General features: G+C 30.9%; 15 protein-coding genes. 13 read left to right on the top strand and 2 right to left on the bottom strand.

Annotated features, from left to right (window positions below; all coding sequences use genetic code 11):
• The first annotated feature begins 1 nt into the window (after window position 1).
• The 3 genes from feoB to KQH81_RS12755 are packed head-to-tail and all read left to right on the top strand — an operon-like array spanning window position 2 to window position 2,953.
• Entirely contained in the window at window positions 2-2,128 is a 2,127-nt protein-coding gene (feoB, locus tag KQH81_RS12765; protein ID WP_230028368.1) for a ferrous iron transport protein B, read from the top strand.
• Window positions 2,129-2,296, top strand: coding sequence for a FeoB-associated Cys-rich membrane protein (locus KQH81_RS12760; protein WP_230028367.1), 168 nt, complete (start codon window positions 2,129-2,131; stop codon window positions 2,294-2,296).
• 27 nt (window positions 2,297-2,323) lie between these two features.
• Window positions 2,324-2,953, top strand: coding sequence for a DUF3793 family protein (locus KQH81_RS12755; protein WP_027639375.1), 630 nt, complete (start codon window positions 2,324-2,326; stop codon window positions 2,951-2,953).
• Window positions 2,954-3,041: 88 nt separating this feature from the next.
• Here the strand turns inward: KQH81_RS12755 and KQH81_RS12750 are convergent, their stop codons facing one another.
• Window positions 3,042-4,685: a PucR family transcriptional regulator gene (locus tag KQH81_RS12750; RefSeq protein WP_027639374.1), complete on the bottom strand. Its 1,644-nt coding sequence runs from the start codon at window positions 4,683-4,685 to the stop codon at window positions 3,042-3,044.
• Window positions 4,686-4,951: 266 nt separating this feature from the next.
• Between KQH81_RS12750 and KQH81_RS12745 the strand changes: the two genes are divergently transcribed.
• From KQH81_RS12745 to KQH81_RS12730, 4 genes are all read left to right on the top strand, one after another.
• Complete coding sequence (locus KQH81_RS12745) at window positions 4,952-5,812, top strand: DUF3100 domain-containing protein (protein ID WP_074845142.1); 861 nt, start codon at window positions 4,952-4,954, stop codon at window positions 5,810-5,812.
• A 25-nt stretch (window positions 5,813-5,837) separates the two neighbouring features.
• Entirely contained in the window at window positions 5,838-6,302 is a 465-nt protein-coding gene (locus tag KQH81_RS12740) for a hypothetical protein (protein WP_027639372.1), read from the top strand.
• A gap of 70 nt (window positions 6,303-6,372) precedes the next feature.
• Window positions 6,373-7,518 (top strand): M20 family metallopeptidase, encoded by a 1,146-nt coding sequence (locus KQH81_RS12735; protein ID WP_230028366.1) that lies wholly within the window; start codon window positions 6,373-6,375, stop codon window positions 7,516-7,518.
• A 14-nt stretch (window positions 7,519-7,532) separates the two neighbouring features.
• Entirely contained in the window at window positions 7,533-8,471 is a 939-nt protein-coding gene (locus tag KQH81_RS12730) for a DUF1177 domain-containing protein (RefSeq protein WP_027639370.1), read from the top strand.
• A 163-nt stretch (window positions 8,472-8,634) separates the two neighbouring features.
• On the opposite strand, the gene KQH81_RS12725 is transcribed toward KQH81_RS12730, so the two are convergent.
• Window positions 8,635-9,981, bottom strand: coding sequence for an MATE family efflux transporter (locus KQH81_RS12725; RefSeq protein ID WP_099336218.1), 1,347 nt, complete (start codon window positions 9,979-9,981; stop codon window positions 8,635-8,637).
• A gap of 252 nt (window positions 9,982-10,233) precedes the next feature.
• On the opposite strand from KQH81_RS12725, the gene KQH81_RS12720 reads away from it, so the two are divergent.
• The 6 genes from KQH81_RS12720 to KQH81_RS12695 all read left to right on the top strand — a co-directional run bounded on the left by KQH81_RS12720 (window position 10,234) and on the right by KQH81_RS12695 (window position 18,870).
• Entirely contained in the window at window positions 10,234-10,689 is a 456-nt protein-coding gene (locus KQH81_RS12720; protein ID WP_027639368.1) for a low molecular weight protein-tyrosine-phosphatase, read from the top strand.
• Between the two features lie 250 nt (window positions 10,690-10,939).
• Window positions 10,940-11,872: an FAD:protein FMN transferase gene (locus tag KQH81_RS12715; RefSeq protein ID WP_099336217.1), complete on the top strand. Its 933-nt coding sequence runs from the start codon at window positions 10,940-10,942 to the stop codon at window positions 11,870-11,872.
• 11 nt (window positions 11,873-11,883) lie between these two features.
• On the top strand, window positions 11,884-12,276 hold the full coding sequence (locus tag KQH81_RS12710; protein WP_027639367.1) for an FMN-binding protein: 393 nt from the start codon (window positions 11,884-11,886) through the stop codon (window positions 12,274-12,276).
• 11 nt (window positions 12,277-12,287) lie between these two features.
• A complete protein-coding gene (locus KQH81_RS12705) occupies window positions 12,288-15,080 on the top strand; it encodes an FMN-binding protein (protein WP_230028365.1) in 2,793 nt (930 codons plus the stop codon).
• A 162-nt stretch (window positions 15,081-15,242) separates the two neighbouring features.
• Window positions 15,243-17,132 carry a S8 family peptidase gene (locus tag KQH81_RS12700; protein ID WP_051196302.1) on the top strand — a complete coding sequence of 630 codons (1,890 nt, stop codon included), beginning with the start codon at window positions 15,243-15,245 and terminating at the stop codon, window positions 17,130-17,132.
• The gene (locus KQH81_RS12695) at window positions 17,125-18,870 is read left to right on the top strand and encodes a S8 family peptidase (RefSeq protein ID WP_230028364.1); all 1,746 of its coding nucleotides are present in this window, start codon (window positions 17,125-17,127) and stop codon (window positions 18,868-18,870) included. The genes KQH81_RS12700 and KQH81_RS12695 overlap by 8 nt, the downstream gene beginning before the upstream one ends.
• Window positions 18,871-19,014: the final 144 nt, after the last annotated feature.

Here is a 19,014-nt window from a genome sequence, read left to right as displayed (position 1 = left end):
TATGAGTATAAAAATTGCACTTGCAGGTAATCCAAACTGCGGTAAGACTACCATGTTTAATGATTTAACTGGGAGTAGTCAGTATGTTGGGAATTGGCCTGGAGTTACAGTAGAAAAAAAGGAAGGAAAACTAAAAGGATATGATGATGTTATAATTCAGGATTTACCGGGAGTTTATTCTTTGTCTCCATATACTTTGGAAGAAGTTGTTGCACGTAATTATTTAACAAATGAAAGACCAGATGTCATTATTAATATAGTAGATGGAACTAATATTGAGAGAAATCTATATCTTACAACTCAGCTTATAGAACTAGGTATTCCGGTAGTTATGGCTGTAAACATGATTGATATAGTACGTAAAAATGGAGATGAAATAAATTTAAATAAACTTGGTGCAGCTCTTGGATGTGAGGTGGTAGAGACTTCTGCATTAAAGGGTATAGGTTCTAGAGAAGTGGCAGAAAAGGCAGTAAAATTGGCCAAGCTTAAAAAGAAAATTGAACTTCCTCATGTATTTAATGGATCAGTAGAACATGCCATTGCACATATAGAGGAATCTATAGAATATACAATAAATGATAAAAATTTAAGATGGCTATCTATCAAATTATTTGAGAGAGATGAAAAAGTCCTTGATGAGTTAAAACTTTCAAATGAACTTATTTCACATATTGAGGAACATATAAAAGAATGTGAAAATGAGATGGATGATGATGCTGAAAGTATAATTACTAATCAAAGATATGCATATATAAGTAAATTGACAGGGCAATGTGTAAGAAAAAAATGTAAAAATAATCTTACTCAATCAGATAAGATAGATAGATTTGTAACTAACAGATGGTTGGCTTTACCAGTTTTTGCAGCAATTATGTTTTTAGTTTATTATATCTCTGTTACAACTATAGGAACTTTAGTTACAGACTGGACTAATGACACCTTATTTGAAGAATGGATTATGGGAGGTCTAAAATCATGGATGGAAAGTGCGGAAGTACAACCATGGCTTACAGGTTTAGTAGTTGAAGGAATAGTTGGCGGTGTTGGAGCAGTCCTTGGTTTCGTACCTCAAATGCTTATATTGTTCTTATTACTTTCTATGTTAGAAGATTGCGGATATATGACTCGTGTAGCATTTATTATGGATCGTATTTTCCGTAAATTTGGACTTTCAGGTAAAAGTTTTATTCCTATGCTTATAGGTTCAGGATGTTCTGTACCTGGAATAATGGCATCGCGTACTATAGAGCATGAAAGAGATAGACGTATGACAATTATGACTACATCTTTCATACCTTGTGGAGCAAAGATGCCAATAGTAGCTCTTATTGCAGGAGCATTATTTGATGGAGCATGGTGGGTAGCACCAGTAGCATACTTTGTAGGAGTTGCAGCAGTTATAATATCAGGTATTTTATTAAAGAAAACAAAGATGTTTGCAGGAAAGCCAGCCCCATTTGTTATGGAACTTCCAGCTTATCATATGCCTACAGCAAACAACGTTTTAAGAAGCACTTGGGAGAGAGGCTGGTCATTTATTAAACGTGCAGGTACAGTAATACTTCTATCCTCAATAGTGTTATGGTTCTTACAGGGCTTTGGTTTTGTGGATGGAGCTTTAACTATGGTAGAAGATAATAATACAAGTTTATTAGCGAATATAGGTAAGTTTATAGCTCCGATATTTGCGCCACTTGGATTTGGAACATGGCAATCTTCTGTTGCCACATTTACAGGACTTGTAGCTAAGGAAAATGTAGTAAATACTTTTGGTGTTCTTTATGGTTTTGCTGAAGTTGCAGAAGATGGAGCAGAGTACTGGTCTATGATGGCTAAAGACTTTACAACATTATCAGCATTTTCATTCCTGACATTCAATCTTTTATGTGCACCTTGCTTTGCAGCTATTGGGGCTATAAAACGTGAAATGAACAATGGAAAATGGACATGGTTTGCAATAGGTTATTTATGTATATTTGCTTATGTGATTTCACTTATAATCTATCAACTTGGATTATTCTTTACAGGCGGAGGATTTACTGTGTTTACAGGAATAGCATTGATATTACTAGCTATCTTGATATATCTTTTAGTTCGTAAGAATAGATATGAGGAGATGATGTAATTGGAATTTTTGAATATGAATCTTTCAACTATGGTGGTTGGGTCAGTAGTTTTGTTAATTGTAGCATCAGTAATTTTTAAAATGGTTAAAGATAAAAAGAAAGGCAAAAGTTCTTGCGGATGTAACTGTGCTAATTGTCCAAGTTCAGGAATGTGCCATTCAAAATAATATTAAATATTAACTAAGGAGAAGAATATGTGTGCAGTAGTTAAGAGTTTATATGAGACTTTAAAAGAAATGAATGATAAAGATTATATAGAAAAATTTCTTGTATATAATTTGTCTATTGTTATTGAGGGAAGCAAACCATCTGCAACAGTCACATTAAAAAAAGATTGTGACAATACCTACGGGAAATGGATGGAGCACGGAAGAAAATTCATAGATAATATTGGATTAAATTATATAGTATTAAGAGAAGATTTAAATTCAGCCATACTTCTTATATACAATGCAGAGATATTAAAATCATATTTATTCACAGAAAAAAGTTATCAGTTCTTAACTGGGATTGGATATTCTTTAGATCAAGACTTAGAAAGCTATTTAAGTAAGTTAAAAGAAAGATATTCACTTTACCACTGCCCACATGAACTAGGTATATTTTTAGGTTATCCTATAAATGATGTGAAAGACTTTATGAAATGTACATCAAAACAATGTCTTATGTGCGGATATTGGAAAGTATATAATGATTTAGATTCTGCAGTAAAAGTATTTGAAAAATATGATACTATAAAAAAACAAGCAGCACAAAGTATAATACATGGGTTACAAGCTCATGATCTGGTGTATAAGTTAAAAAAAATAGATTATTCTGCGTGATTTTAATGAATATAAAGCAACCTAAAATTGATGTGACCTCGATAAGTTAGACTTTATAGCGAAGTAGTATTTTACTGCTTCGCTATTTTTATTTATATATTTTATTTTTTGCAACAAAGGGATAGAATTTCATAGCTACGGCTAAAGACAGTAAGTCATTTTTATCTGATAGATTATAGCCTGTTAAATGTTCAATCTTTTTTATTCTATACATAAGTGTATTTCTATGAAGGAATAAATTTTGAGCAGCTTGAGTTTTTATGCCCATACATAAAATAAGCTGATTTAATGTTTCTAATAGCTGAGAACCATTTTTCTTATCATAGTCCTTAAGAATAAAAATAGTATCATATATATATTTTTGAATAATATCATTGTCAGATACCTGAAGGAGGGCTTGTTCAAGACGATTATTCTCTATAAAAATAGACCTTGAATTACTGCCAATTAAACGTGATATTTTAATAGCTTCTCTAGCGTCCTTGTTTGCTTCATGCAAGGATGTATAAGAATCAAAAATAACACTTATTCCTACAGTAAGCTCTATATGCAAGTTGGCTTGAACTTTATTTTGAATATTATTTATGCATTTTGAAAGTTCTTCTTTTTTGCAAGTATGAGGAAGGAGACAGGTAAAGCTGTCACTTCGAGGAATTATGCTGAAATTTTTAGTCAAAGCTTTCAAATGAAGCCTTATAGTGTTAAGTATAAGTTCTTTAAGTTCTTGAATATAGAATTCATCCTTATTTTTTATGATAGTATCAAATTGATCTACGTCAAATATAGCAAGTCTAAGTGGTGGAGAAGGCCATTTTAAATTGAAGGCTCTCAATTTAGCTTCCTCTTCATTTTTTATATTTCCCGCTATTATATCTAAGTAGAAATGATTCCCTATTAATTTCATTTGTTCATCTAAGGCTGTTTTTTTGGAGAATTCCAAAGCAATTGCAGTAGTTGCATGATCAATTATTATATCAGCCATTTCATTTTGAATTTCATCATCTTCTTCTAAAATAAGGTAACCATGAATTTTATCTTTATTACTTATCTTTCTTATTTTATATAAAGTATTTGTTTCAAGATCTCTATAAAATACTATTGGTTTATTTTTGAAACTAAGTATAGAAGGAACAGATAGAAGCTTATTGCAAAAATAATTTAATGAACTAGTATGATTTGCTGATGAAGATTTTATTGTTTCAATTTCAAAGTTAGAATCCACTATAGCGTTAGGCAGTTTTAAAAGGGTATACAATACGCTTGAAATTGCGCTGAATCCTCCACCATTCAATTCTAGATCTATAAATTTATTATGTATGGTTTGAGAATATTCTAGTCTTGAATGATGTTCATCCATTATTGATTTCATTAAAGGAGTGAGTACTTCAACAAATGGAAGATCATCTGGCATTTCAATTAATGGAACTCCGAGTTCATCAGCCAGATCAATGGTTTCCTTTGAAAATGGTCCAATAAATCTAGTTTTTATTGCGATTCCTGACGCATGAGTTCTATAAACTATGTTTATTAAGTCTATTAAATTTATAGAAGAACTTTTCAAAGCATAGCCTGTAGTTACTAGAAGTTCACCCTTGGTAAGCCATGGTTCTATATCTGGAATCTCCATTGAATTTGTATGTAGAATTATATTCGACAATCCTTTGCTTCCAGCCACTAATTTACATTTTTTTAAGCCACCAAAATTAAGGGCATCTCTAATTGTTAATGACATACATTTTCCTCCTTTGTAGTGTAATATGACTAACTTTACCAACAGTATTGTAATAATTATAAGAATAAGAGTATTAATTGTCAACGAGAAAAGGTTTTCCTTTACCAGTTTCAAATAATATTATTGTGCAATGTGCACTATAACTGTGGTGATTTCTTGGATAGACTGAACCTAGACAGCTTCATGTATGTCCATTTATAATTATATTAACATTTAAGAAAAATTAAAATATTTAAAAATTAAACGTGAAAAAGGGGGAATTATAGATGAAAAGGAATACAGGCAGTATTAATTGTTTGATAGCTGCTATAATTATTTGTTTAATAGCAGAAGCAATGGGGCCTCTTCAATTTACTGTTTTCGGCATACCAGTTAAGATCATGACAATGATTTGGGCAATTATGCTAGGTATAGCTCTTTCACCACAGCTTTTAGGAAAAGTAATCCCAGCGGTTAAAAAGTTTATTACAGAAAAGGAGATTAAAATAGCTCCTTATTTATTATCATTAACACTTTATCCATTAGGAATCATGTTTGGTATTAGTGCAGGTCCAAAAGTAGGAATAGTTCTAGAAGCAGGTCCAGCGTTATTATTTCAAGAAGCAGGAAACGTTATGACAATGCTTATAGCACTTCCATTAGGAGTTTTATTAGGTCTTGGAAGAAGCGCTGTAGGAGGAACATTCTCACTTTGCAGAGATACAGCATTAGGAATTATAGGGGATAAATATGGATTAAATTCTAGAGAAGGTATGGGGACATTAGGAACTTACATAAGTGGAAGTGTGTTTGGAGCTATAGTGTTTTCATTATTAGCACCAATTGGATTAGGAATTGGATTACATCCATATGCTTTGGCAATGGCATCAGGAATGGGAAGTGCATCTATGATGAGTGCCGCAACAGCAGCTCTTAGTGGAGCAGCAGATCCAATGTTTGCAGAGCAAATTTTAGCATATTCAGCCACAAGTGGAATGATAACAGCAGTTACAGGAGTTTATGTTGAAATGTTTGTAGCACTGCCTTTAGCTAACTTCTATTATAAAAAGGTTGCACCTCCTATAGAAAAATTAAGAGATAAATTATTTTCAAAGAAGGAAGATAGAAAAAAGGCAAACATAGCTTAATTAATATGAGAAAGGGGAAATAGTAATGAAAAGTACAGTTTTAGATATAATGGAGCAGCTTAAGTATGTGGTTATAATATATGGCATAGTTGCTTTGATTCACATTTTTTCACAAGGTACTGAGGTAAAAGGATTATTGCTTTCAACGGCAGTTAGTTTTGCTATGGTATTTATCGCATTAGTATTAAAAAACTTTATAAAAAAACCTAATTTACCAGGGTTTGCATGGGCTACATTGGTTTCATTTTTCCTTACGCTTCCAATATCTCCATTACAAGAATTTATAGTTAATTCAATGGGATCAATGAGTTTTGGACTAGTTGGACTTCCATTGGTAGCTTTTGCAGGAATATCAGTTGGGGATCAGCTTGATGTATTTAAAAAGTTAAGCTGGAAAATAGTTTTGGTTTCTTTTGTAGTCATGGCATCAACATATTTCTTCTCAGCTACAATTGCAAATCTTGTACTGTCTACAAAGGGAATGATTTAAAAAGAGGGGTTTTAAAATATTAATATAAAATAGCAGGCTGAGTTAGGCATTGCGGAATGGAGTGGAGAATATGGAAGATAGAATTCGTGAATATAAAGAGGAAATATGTACTCTTTCAGAAGAGAAACAGCAAGAACTTGGGAACATTTGCAGTTATATTTTTTCAAATCCAGAGCTTGGCTTAAAGGAATTTAAAGCACAAAAGATACTTTGTGATTATCTTGAAGAGAACGGATTTAATGTGGAAAGAGGAGTTGGAAGTTTAGAAACGGCCTTTATAGCCACTTATGATAGTGGAAAGCCAGGTCCAACAGTAGCTCTTTTAGCAGAGTATGATTGCTTGCCAGAGATTGGACATGGATGTGGGCATAATATTATTGGGACAAGTTCTACGGGAGCAGGTGTAGTTCTTAAAGAAATTATGCAAAAGAATAATATTGGGGGAATATTAAAGGTTATGGGAACACCTGCTGAAGAGAATGTAGGTGGAAAATGTGTAATGCTTGATGAAGGAGCATTTAAGGGAATAGATGCAGCACTTATTATGCATCCAACAGATGAATCTATCCCAGATGATATTTCTTTTGCAAGTGTAAATATGGAATTTACTTTCCATGGAAAACCAGCACATTCAGCTGCATTCCCTTGGAAGGGTGTAAATGCATTAAGCGGAGTTATACAGATGTTTAATGCTGTAGACGCAATGAGATTACATTTTAAAGATTATACACGTGTACATGGAATTATAACTAATGGAGGAACTGCTCATAATACAATTAGTGATAAAGCAACAGCAGTATTTAACATACGTGCATTAGAATATGAGTATTTGATGGAAGTAGTAGAAGTTATAAATAACTGTGCTAAAGGTGCAGCAATGTGTGTTGGTGCTACAGTTGATATAAAGCAAAACAGTGTACTATTAAAAGATGTAAGAAATGATAAGAAATTAGTAAACTATGTTCGTAAAAATATGGAGTTTATAAATGAGGAGTATATAGAGCGTGACTATACTCAGGGAATAGGTTCCACAGATGTTGGAAATGTAACTCATGAAATTCCAGCAATTCAATTCTATATAAGATTAAAGAGGGGAATTGGAACGCATACACTTGATTTTGCAAAAGCTTCAGGTGGAGCAGAGAGACTTCGTACACTTAGTGCAGCAGTTAGAGTATTAGCACTTAGTGCACTTGATGTATTACTAGAAAAATAGGGGGTTAGCTAGAAATGTTACTAAAGCACTTAATAGAGTTATATGACATACTTGACAGTAAGAATGTAGATGGGGAAACAGTTTTAAAATATCTAAAAAATATAAATCCAGAGGTAGATGCGGAGACTTATCCTTTAGTAGGAGAAAAAGGTCAGACACATATGATTAGAATAAGAATACCTGGCACTAACGGAAAAAATAGTGGAAACTCAGCTCCTACTATAGGACTTCTAGGAAGACTTGGCGGCTTAGGTGCTCGTCCAGAAATGACAGGGTTTGTATCAGATGGAGATGGAGCTTTAGTTGCTCTTGCTATAGCGGCAGAACTTTTAAATATGCAGAATAAGGGAGACTTCCTTGAGGGAGATGTATTCATATCAACTCATGTGTGCCCAGATGCACCGACTAGTCCACATAAGCCAGTACCTTTTATGGGATCTCCTGTAGATATTGCACAAGTTAATCAAGAAGAAGTAACAGATGAACTTGATGCTATACTTTCAGTTGATACAACAAAGGGAAATAGAATAATAAATAAGCGTGGTTTTGCAATATCTCCAACAGTTAAAGAAGGATATATATTAAGAGTAAGTGATGACCTTATGGATATAATGCAGACAACAACAGGAGAACTTCCAAGTGTATTTGCATTAACAACTCAAGATATAACTCCATATGGAAATGATATATATCATATTAATAGCATATTGCAGCCATCTACAGCTACTACAGTTCCTGTAGTAGGAGTGGCTATAACTACTGAAACAATGGTTCCAGGATGTGCGACAGGTTCAACTCACATAAATGATTTAGAGGAAGCAGGAAGATTCATGATAGAAGTTGCAAAATACTTTGGAAAGAATCAGTGCTCATTCTATGATAAAGAGGAATATAGTAGAATAATAAAATTATATGGTTCTATGAATCATATTCAAACGCAAGGAACAAAGTGATTTTATAATAATTTGCTATCAAAGATGATTTCACAAGCTAAAGAACCCATCATGCAAAAGTATGATGGGTTCTTTAATGAATAAAAAGAAGAATGAATTATAGGAGAAATTTATATTATGAAAAGAATAAAAATCTCAAAAACTATTATCTCTTCACTTAAATTTATTTTTTCTCAAATCCGTGAATCCAGTCTGATTTCAAATAGTATATAAGGAATATGATTGAACTTAAGGACCAGGTCAATGGATAAGCCCAGAATACTACTTGAATCTGTGGAATAAAGTGAGTTGTTATTGTTATATAAGTAACTCTTATTATGCACCAGCATAAAAGCATTACAAACATAGGAACTATAGATTTTCCAGCACCTCTTAATATACCAGCTATACAATGTGAGAAAGCTAGTAAGAAATAGAATAACGCGATAGTCCTTGACTGAGATGTTCCAAATTGAACTACTTCTGGTTCAGTGTTGAATAGTGATACTAGTTGAGGCGCTAATATGAAAAATATAATACCGATTATTTCAGCCAAGATTAAGGAAGATATTATTCCAAATTTAGCACCTTCCTTTGCTCTGTCGTATTTTTTCGCTCCAAGATTTTGCCCTATAAAGGTAGTCATAGACATGGCAAAGCTTGTTATTGGAATAAATACAAAACCTTCAATTTTTGAATAGGAACCACATCCAGCCATGGCTACAGAACCAAAGGCATTTATATTGGCTTGTACAACTACATTTGCAAGAGCAATTACGGAATTTTGTATGCCTGCGGGAAGTCCTAAACGAATAATTTCTTTTAATATCATAGGATCAATGCGTATTTTCTTAAAATCTATTTTGTATACATCAGTAGTAGTGCTTAGCTTATAGAAGGCAAGAACTACGCTTACTGTTTGAGAAATTACAGTAGCTATAGCAGCACCGCCTATTCCCCATTCAAATACAACTACAAAAATAAGGTCTAAAACAACATTTACAATTGATGATATTATAAGATAGTAAAGAGGATGCTTGCTGTCGCCAACAGCTTGAAAAATACCACTTGAAGTATTATATAGAACTATGGATAATATACCCATAAAGTAAATTCGTACATATAGTGTTGCATTAGAGAATACAGAGTCAGGTGTTCCCATAAGTCTTAATATCTGAGGAGTAAGCAGCGTACCTACTATAGTTAGAATTATCCCAGCTATTATGGCAAAAGCAATGGAAGTATGAATGGATCTTTGCACAGAATCTTTTTTGCCAGCTCCGAAATATTTAGATATGACAACTCCAGCTCCCATGAAGATACCGCCAAAAAATCCAACCAATAGAAAGATTAATGATCCTGTAGAACTTATGGCTGCTAAAGCATCTCTTCCTACGAAATTTCCAACAACAACAGAGTCAACGATGTTATACAATTGCTGAAATAAGTTTCCCCAGCATATTGGTAGTGCAAATTTAACTATTTTCCTCCATATACATCCTTCTGTCATTAATGATGAACTTGAATCCATTTATATATAGTCCCCCTGTTTAAGTAATTGTGTCTCATCTGATTTGATTTGAATGTATCAGATAAAACACCACACTTAATCTTATAGTATGACATCAATAGATACAAGGTACAGTTATAAGGTTAAAGATTTAAAGATACGGTACAGATATAAAAATTTGTATTGAAAGTATAAGATTCTTATAATTTAGTTCAATATACATAAATAATAAGTTATTATATAATGAGAAAAACACTTAAGGGGGAGATACTTATGATAAAAGTTATGTTTGTCTGCCACGGCAATATATGCAGATCACCTATGGCAGAGTTTGTATTTAGGAATATGGTTAAAAAAGAAGGACTTGAAAATGAATTTTATATAGCTTCATCAGCAACTTCTAGAGAGGAAATAGGGAATCCAGTTTATCCTCCAGCTAAAAGGAAACTTAAACAACATGGTATTTCTTGCGATGGTAAAAGAGCAATTCAAATTACAAAAGATGACTACAAAAATTATGATTATATAATAGCTATGGAGTCGTATAATATAAAAAACATTATGAAAATTATAGGAAGCGATAATGAAAAGAAGATATATAGACTTTTAGATTTTACAGATAATAAAAAAGATATTGATGATCCTTGGTATAGCGGTAACTTTGATATAACTTATGATGAGATTTGCGAAGGATCTAGAGAACTTTTAAACTATATATTAAAAAAATAATAATTTTAAAAATGCATTGCAAGATAAATATTTTGCAATGCATTTTTAGTTATTTTAAATTTATTATTTGATTTTACAAGAGAGCAAATTCGATAATTGTAATCTAATTACAATTTAATCTAAAAAAGTATCTTAGATTAACCTTAATTTATATATTTAGTATATTGACAAATATATTTTTAATAGTAAAATGAAAATGATAATCATTATCAATACATGAGGTTAATTTTATTTTAAAAGGAGAGGTTAAATGAAACATGAATCAATTATAAATGGCAACTTTTATATGCAAGGTTTTTATTTTGATACAATTGTGGAAATTAATATATATTGTAATTTGGACAAGGGTAACGAGATATTAAACAAATCTTTTGATATTTGTAAATACTATGAGGAACTTCTTAGCAAAACTAAAGAAGGCAGTGATATTTATAATTTAAATAATAGTGGGGAAAATGGAGTAAATGTTGATAATGAAACTCTAAGCATAATAAATAAAAGTTTATACTATAGTGAACTTTCTAATGGAAATTTTGACATTAGTGTTCAGCCGCTTTTAAAGCTTTGGAATTTTAAAAGTGAAGATAAAGTCATTCCTAATCAAAAAGATATTGATGAGAATCTAGAATTTGTAAACTATAAAAATATATTAGTTAATAAAAATAATGTTAAATTTAAAAAAAATGGAATGTCAATAGATTTGGGCGGAATTGCCAAAGGATATATAGCAAATAAGATAAAGGAATATTTAGTTTCTGAAGGTGTAAGTAGCGGAATAATAAACTTAGGTGGAAATGTATTATGTGTAGGGAAAAAAGATAATGGAGAAGATTTTAGAATTGGTATTCAAAAACCATTTTCCGATAGAGGTGAAGTGCTAGGTGTGGTAAAAGTATGTGGAAAATCAGTTGTTTCTTCAGGAATATATGAGAGATTTTTTAAAAAGGAAAATAAAATTTATCATCATATAATAAGTCCAAAGGATGGGAAGCCATTTGAAAGTGATTTAATTCAAGTAACTATAGTATCTGACGATTCAATGGATGGAGATGCATTAAGTACCATAGCATTATCGCTTGGTGAAGAAGAGGGATTGAAGCTTATAAATTCAATAAATGATGTTGAAGGAATATTTATAAATAAGAATGGTAGTATAAAGTTTACTGATAATATTCAAATTTAAGGAGAGTCATGATGAATAAAAAAATTGTTTTATTGATAGGAATTATTGTTTTAGGAGTAACATTTTCAGGGTGTTTAAATAAAGGTACTAATGTAAAAGATGATAAAAATGAAAAGGGAGGTATAACTGTTAGTTCAACTGCTGGTAAAGATGGAATTTTTGAAGGAGAAGGAGAAGGATTTGATGGAAAAACTAAGATATCACTTGAAATAAAAGATGGAGTAATAAAAAAAATAGATGTTATTAGTTCAAAAGATGATGAAAGTTATTTAAACGAAGCTAAGAAGTTGATACCTAAAATAATTGAAAAACAAAGTTCAGATGTTGATTCAATAAGTGGAGCTACTTTTAGCTCTAAAGGTATAATTTCAGCTGTAGAAAATGCCTTAAAAAGTTCTAAATAGGAGGAAAGTTTATGAATAAAAAATCAAAAATAATTGCAGGTGGTATCCTTATTACAGGTGCAATTGGAGCAACCAGTTTTGCGATAATAGATCCATATAATTTAATGAGCAAAAAAAATATAGAGACTCCAGAAAAAAGTTTAAATGTTTTAGAATCCACTACTAAAGAAAAAGATAAGAAAGAGATTGATGGATTAAATTTAAATGGAATAAAAGACGGTACATATTTGGGAGTTTCAAAAGGCTATGGTGGAGATATTAAGGTAAAGGTTACTATAGAAAATAGTAAAATTAAAAATATTGAGGTAGTTTCTCATTCAGAAACACCAAAATATTATGAGAATGGAAGCAAGATTATTGAAGCTATTTTGAAAGAAAACTCTACTAATGTAGATGCTATTTCAGGAGCAACGTTGACTTCTAATGGTATAAAAAATGCTGTTAAAGATGCATTGTCTAAAGCAGGTTTTAATATAGATACTAATAACGAAGAATCAAGTATACTTAAAAATTATAGTGATGTCAGATATATAAAAGATAAAAATTATACTAATAATATTAAAAATATGGATTTACGAGAATATAAACTTGAAGATGGAAAATACATAGGTGAAGCTATAGGCTTTAAAGGAAATGTGAAAGTACAAATTACAATAAAAAATGGTACATTAGTAAATGTTCAAATAATTAATCACAATGATGATGAGGAATTTTTCAATAAAGCTAAGAGTGTAATAATCAAAATCTTGAAAAATCAAACTACTGCTGGAGTAGATACAATTTCAGGAGCCACATATTCAAGTAGAGGTATTTTAAATGCAGTTACTAAAGCTTTAAATAATGCAACTAAAAAAGAAAATATTTTATCCGATATGAGTACATCTTCTGCAGGAAGTAGTGTATTTGAAAAGGATAATGATAAATTAAATAATGAACCAAAAGAAAATGTAGAGGAACCTAAAGATAACGAAGATAAAAAAGCTACTGAACCAACAAAACAGGATTATTCGAAATATGTACTTCCAGATGGAGAGTATAATGGAAAAGCAGCGGGATATGGTGGAATAATTGCAGTAACTGTTAAAGTAGAAAATGGGGTGATTTCTAAAGTTACTGTTGATTCTCATAATGAAACACCAATATATTATGAAAAGGTATCAGAAATTTTTGGAGAAATCGTAAAAAATAATAGTACAGGCATTGATACTGTTTCAGGAGCTACTGTTACATCTAAAGGTATTTTATCCGCTGTTGAAGATGCATTGTCTAAAGTAAAAGGAGAAGAGAGAAAGGAATATTCCGAAGGTACTTGGTATGGTCAAGGGCGTGGACATTACTCATATGACTCAGAAAGTTATGGAGAGAGAAGAACTGCAACAGAAGCAAAGGTTACTATTAAGGATGGTAAAATATTGGAAGCAAAACTTGTAAACCATGGTGATGATGAAGGATTTGAAAAACTGGAAGGTTATGAATTAATAGAGAAACATATTATTAAAAATAGTAGCACAAAAGGTATTATGGAAATTTTAGCAAATAAGGATAGAAATGAACCAATATATGATGCGGTTTCTGGTGCAACAAATAGTGCAAGAGGATTTGTTAATGCAATTGATGATGCTTTAAATCGTTCAGTTAAATTCAAAAAAGATGGAATTTCACAAGAAATTCGTGGCATCACTTTAAAGGAACGACCTTTTGCTAGTATAGAATATGGAGAAGAGGTTAATTTAAAAGATTTTGTTGTTAAAGTAACGTATCTTGATGGGCATGTGGAAGATGTTCCTTTTGCTAATTTAAAGGATAAGGGTATTGAATGCAACTTACCTATGATATTTATACCTGAACCTGAAGACAAAAATCATTATGATAAATATAGAAACTATATTTTAACTTTTACTGATAAAAAATCAACAAGCAAACATTCATCAGAACTGCAAGCCAGAAGAAAAGTTGTATATAAAGAAATTTCTGAAATTGTACTTGAAACAAAAGACGGAGATTCCTATAAAGTTCCTGTATCAAATAAGTTTAGGTATACTGTTGATTTAAAAGAAGGTGAATTTAAAGAAATAACAAAAGTAAAAGTATTTGATTCAAATCATGAGTTGGTTTCAGTTGAAAAATTTAAATTGGAATCATATGATTTACCTACTCTTTATGTGGATTTGAAACCATTAGATAAAACTAATGAATTATATAGAAATTCTGGATATAGAATTGAATTTAAAGTAAATGTAGAATTTAATAAAGATAAAATTCAATCTTTTAGAATAGATTCTAAGCCTAGTAAGCTTGAATATTTTACAGGAGAAAAACTTAATTTAAATGGATTAACGATTACTGCTACAGATTCAAATTATGTGAAGAAAAAAATTGAATTTTTTGATTTGGGAAATGATTCTTTTAAAGAAAATGGGTTTATTATTGAGCCTAAAACTGGTATAGATTTAAATAAACCAGGTACTGTTAAAATATCTATTAAGCATAATAATCCTGAAATTCAAGAACAAACCTTTAATATTGAGGTTAAAGAAAGAACAGAATTACCTAGCAAAATTGTAATACAAAACAGTAAAGATGAGATTGTTAAAACAATTAAACTTAAGGATGGACAGAGAGTATATCATGGTGTTAAAATTCCAAAGAAATATAAAACTGAGTCTTTAAAAATAAAAGTGTATAGTGAAAAAGAGGAAGAAATTAAGCCTCATGAAGTGAAATTTAAACCTGGATCAAAGTTGTTACAAGTCTATTTTACTGAAGATACTTATGCCTTTTTAGGAATGGTATATGAAGATTAATTAGTTAAAATAGTTTTGTTATTAAATATAAATAATACCCTGTGTGATTTATTTCAGCATAGGGTATTATTTTATTAATTTAAAATTAAATAACATTTTATTGAATTGAATTGAATATTGTTTATATAGTAGTAATTTTAAATTTGAGGATAGGGATATGTTATGAGCAAAAATTGTAGTGGATTTTTAAATGAAAATAATATTGGATTTGTTGTTGAATATAGAGGCGATTTTGAAAACGAAATTGATAAAGTAGATTATGCATGTGGAGCTGTAATAGATGATAATTTAGCTGTCATTTCAGTTCAAGATCAAAAATTAAATCTGTTAAGACAAGAGGTTCCTTCTATTGTGTTTGTTGAAATACCTAGTTTATATATCCTTCAAGATATAACTCCATCAGATATAGAAAATATTGCTGTAGTTAAACATAATCCTTATTTAAATTTAAATGGAAGAGGAATTTTGGTTGGAGTTATTGATACGGGGATTGATTATTTGAATCAAGAATTTATAAGAGAAGATGATACTACAAGAATAGTAAGATTATGGGATCAATCAGTACAAAACAAAGGAGATAATGATTTATATATAGGAACTGAATATAAAGAAGATGATATTAATAAAGCTATTGCATCATATAAAGCTGGTGGTAATCCATACGATATAGTACCTAGCCGTGATGATATAGGTCATGGAACACAGATGAGCAGCATAATAGGAGCAAGAGGATATAATAAAGAAATCGAAGGCGTAGCAAGTGATTGCGATTTTTGTATTGTAAAGCTATTAGAATCTCCTTTTTTAAAGAAGATAAATAAAGAAAATGGCTTAAACTCAATTCCTATATATAATAATACAGAAGTTTTGGCTGCTATAGCATATCTTAAAAGATTAGGAGAAGAATCGCAAAGACCATTAGTTATATACTTAGGAGTAGGAGGTCAGGAAGGAAGTCACGATGGATATAATATAACATCAAGATATTTAACTTATACTGCAAGCAAACCAGGAGTTATTGTAGTTGCTGGAACTGGAAATTTAGGAGATTATGAAGGACATGCACTGGGATTTGTAAAAAATGTTAATGATGTATATAGTTCAGAGCTTCAACTTACAAAAGGAATGAAAAGATTTGTATTGTATATATGGATTCAAAAACCCAATCGAATGTCTTTAAATATAACTGCACCATCAGGAGAAAATTCAGGAGAATTTAATGCAGCAATATTTTCTTCAGAAACAAGAAAATTTTATTTGACTAACACAAAAGTAACCGTTCAATGCAACGATCCTGAAAGTTTAACTGGTCATCAAGTATATATATTAGAGTTCTCTGATATCACTTCTGGTATATGGAAATTTAATCTCAAAGGATTATTTATAACTAATGGAAGAGTAGATATATGGCTGCCAGGAAGTGGCATGGTACCTGAAGGAAGTAAATTTTTAAATTCTATTTCAAGTAATACGTTAACAATACCATCAACAGCAGAAAATATTATTACTACAGCTTACTATGACAGTTTAACTGGAGCAAAGCTTAATGAATCAGGAAAAGGATTTAATACAAACCAATGGATTAATCCTGATATTTCTACTTTAGGAACTAATATATTGACTACTTCCTTGGATGGAAAAAGTGTTTCTACTGTCAGTGGAAGTTCTGCTGCAACAGCTATAGTAGCTGGATGTTGTGCATTACTTCTTCAATGGGGTATAGTTGAGGGCAATGATTTAACTCTTTATTCTACAAAAATGAGAAGCTTGTTTATTTATGCAGCCACAAGAGAACCTAATGAAGAGTATCCAAATGAAATCTCAGGATATGGGAAAATGGATTTGTATAATATATTTAATATAGTAGGTGGAAATTATAGAGGCAATGATTTAAACAATAATATATATAGAGAAGATAAAAGTAAGATAACTTATGGAAATATGTATAGAGAAGAGGGCTATGGAGAAAATAGCATATTTTTTAGGCTGCCTGCAAAATTTTTTAATATAAGGTATATTAAATATAAATGGAGGATTATTAATAATGGCTGATAATAATGATATAAGTGGAATTATTTCTGATGAAAATTATTATATTTATACTGTTTTATATGGAGGAAAAGCTGAAGAAAAGATATATTATGATAATGGTGATATAACTCTTGTTATTATAAATGAAACTTATGCTATGGCAGTAATTAAAAATACAGTGACAAAAGATATTGGAAATACAAATATAATAGCTTCTATAATAAATAAAGCTGTAGAAGGTAATGGGATAATAATATACTATGTAGCACCTCCAGAAATATTTACGCTTCAAGAAACTTCTGCAATAGATGCTTCCGAAGTTAATTCTGTTCAACTAAATCTTCCACTGGATTTAAAGGGAACCGGAGTAACTGTAGCTATAATTGATACAGGAATTGATTATCTTAATGAGGAATTTTGTGATATAAATGGTAAGACTAGAATTAAATTTTTATGGGATCAAACTTTAAAGCCTGCGAAAGGAGAAAATGTATCTTTTGGAAGAGTATATAATAGTGAAGAAATAAATAGAGCAATAGAAGCAAAGAAAAACAATTTAAATCCATATGACATAGTTCCAAGTATTGATAAAGATGGCCATGGTACCAATATGGCAGGAATTGTTGGAGCTAGAGGTGTCAATCCTACAATCAGAGGGATGACACCAGAGTGTGATTTTCTTATAATTAAGTTGGCTCAGGCTAACAGTTATAATAATTTTTTTCCGACAAATGTAAATAAATATAATGTAGCATTTATAATTTCAGCATTAGAGTATGCAAAAGACTATGCATTAACACAAAATAAGCCTACAGTAATACTTCTTCCATTAGGAACTAATAATGGTAACCATAAAGGAAAACATATATTAGACTCTTTTATACAATCGATTTCTCAAAATGTAGGTATTGTAGTTGTAAGCGGAAGTGGGAATGAAGGAATACAGGATTCTCATGTATCAGGATTATTAGAAAAAAAAGGTGATACTGATTCCATAGAACTTATAATTGCTCCAAATCAAAAAAATATGCTTATAGAAATTTGGGTTGATCTTCCTAACATTATAGATGTAGAAATAATTTCACCATCGGGTGAGACAACAGGATTAATTCCTGCTATCCTCAATTTGAATAAAAAATATGTTTTTACTTTTGAATTAACGGATATATCAGTTTATTATTATTTGCCAGAAGAATATACAGGGGATGAGCTTATACGTATTTATTTAAGGAATCTACAAGAAGGTATATGGCGAATAAGGGTGACATTGAAGCTTGGAGATAGGGCTACATACAATGCATGGATTCTTCAAAAAGGTCTTACTGTACATGGAACTAGATTTACATCAAGTGACTCTTATGGAACTATTATGATACCAAGTGACTCTCCAGCAGTTATAACGGCAGCTGCTTATAATCAAAATAATAATAATCTCTTGGCTTATTCGGGAGTTTCTTTTAGAAATCAGTATATAAACAATATAGATTTTGCAGCAGGAGGAGTAAATACATCAACTGTAGGACTTAATAATAAGGTTGATATAATTAATGGGACGAGTCTTTCAGCAGCTGTTGGCGCAGGGGCATGTTGTTTGTTGTTTCAATGGGGAATTGTAAATAAAAACTATCCATATATGTATGCTCAAAGTATGAAGACATTCCTATCACGAGGTACATTAGAAAGAAGAGGAGATGTGTATCCAAACCCTCAATGGGGTTTCGGAATACTAAATATATATAAATTATTTGAAAATATATAATAAATATAATCCAGAATATAGGTGCGGTATAAGCACCTATTTATTTTGAAAAATTATTGCAATTATGAAACAAATGCAAAAATGCAACAAAGAGGATTTAAAAATTCACTGTAGAAAATATTAAAAGTATTGGTTAATATATAT

This window comes from Clostridium cadaveris (genome assembly GCF_020911725.1).
Classification (GTDB): Bacteria; Bacillota; Clostridia; order Clostridiales; family Clostridiaceae; genus Clostridium_X; species Clostridium_X cadaveris.
The sequence above is the reverse complement of the archived record's forward strand: the minus strand, read 5'-3'. Positions and strand labels throughout refer to the sequence as shown.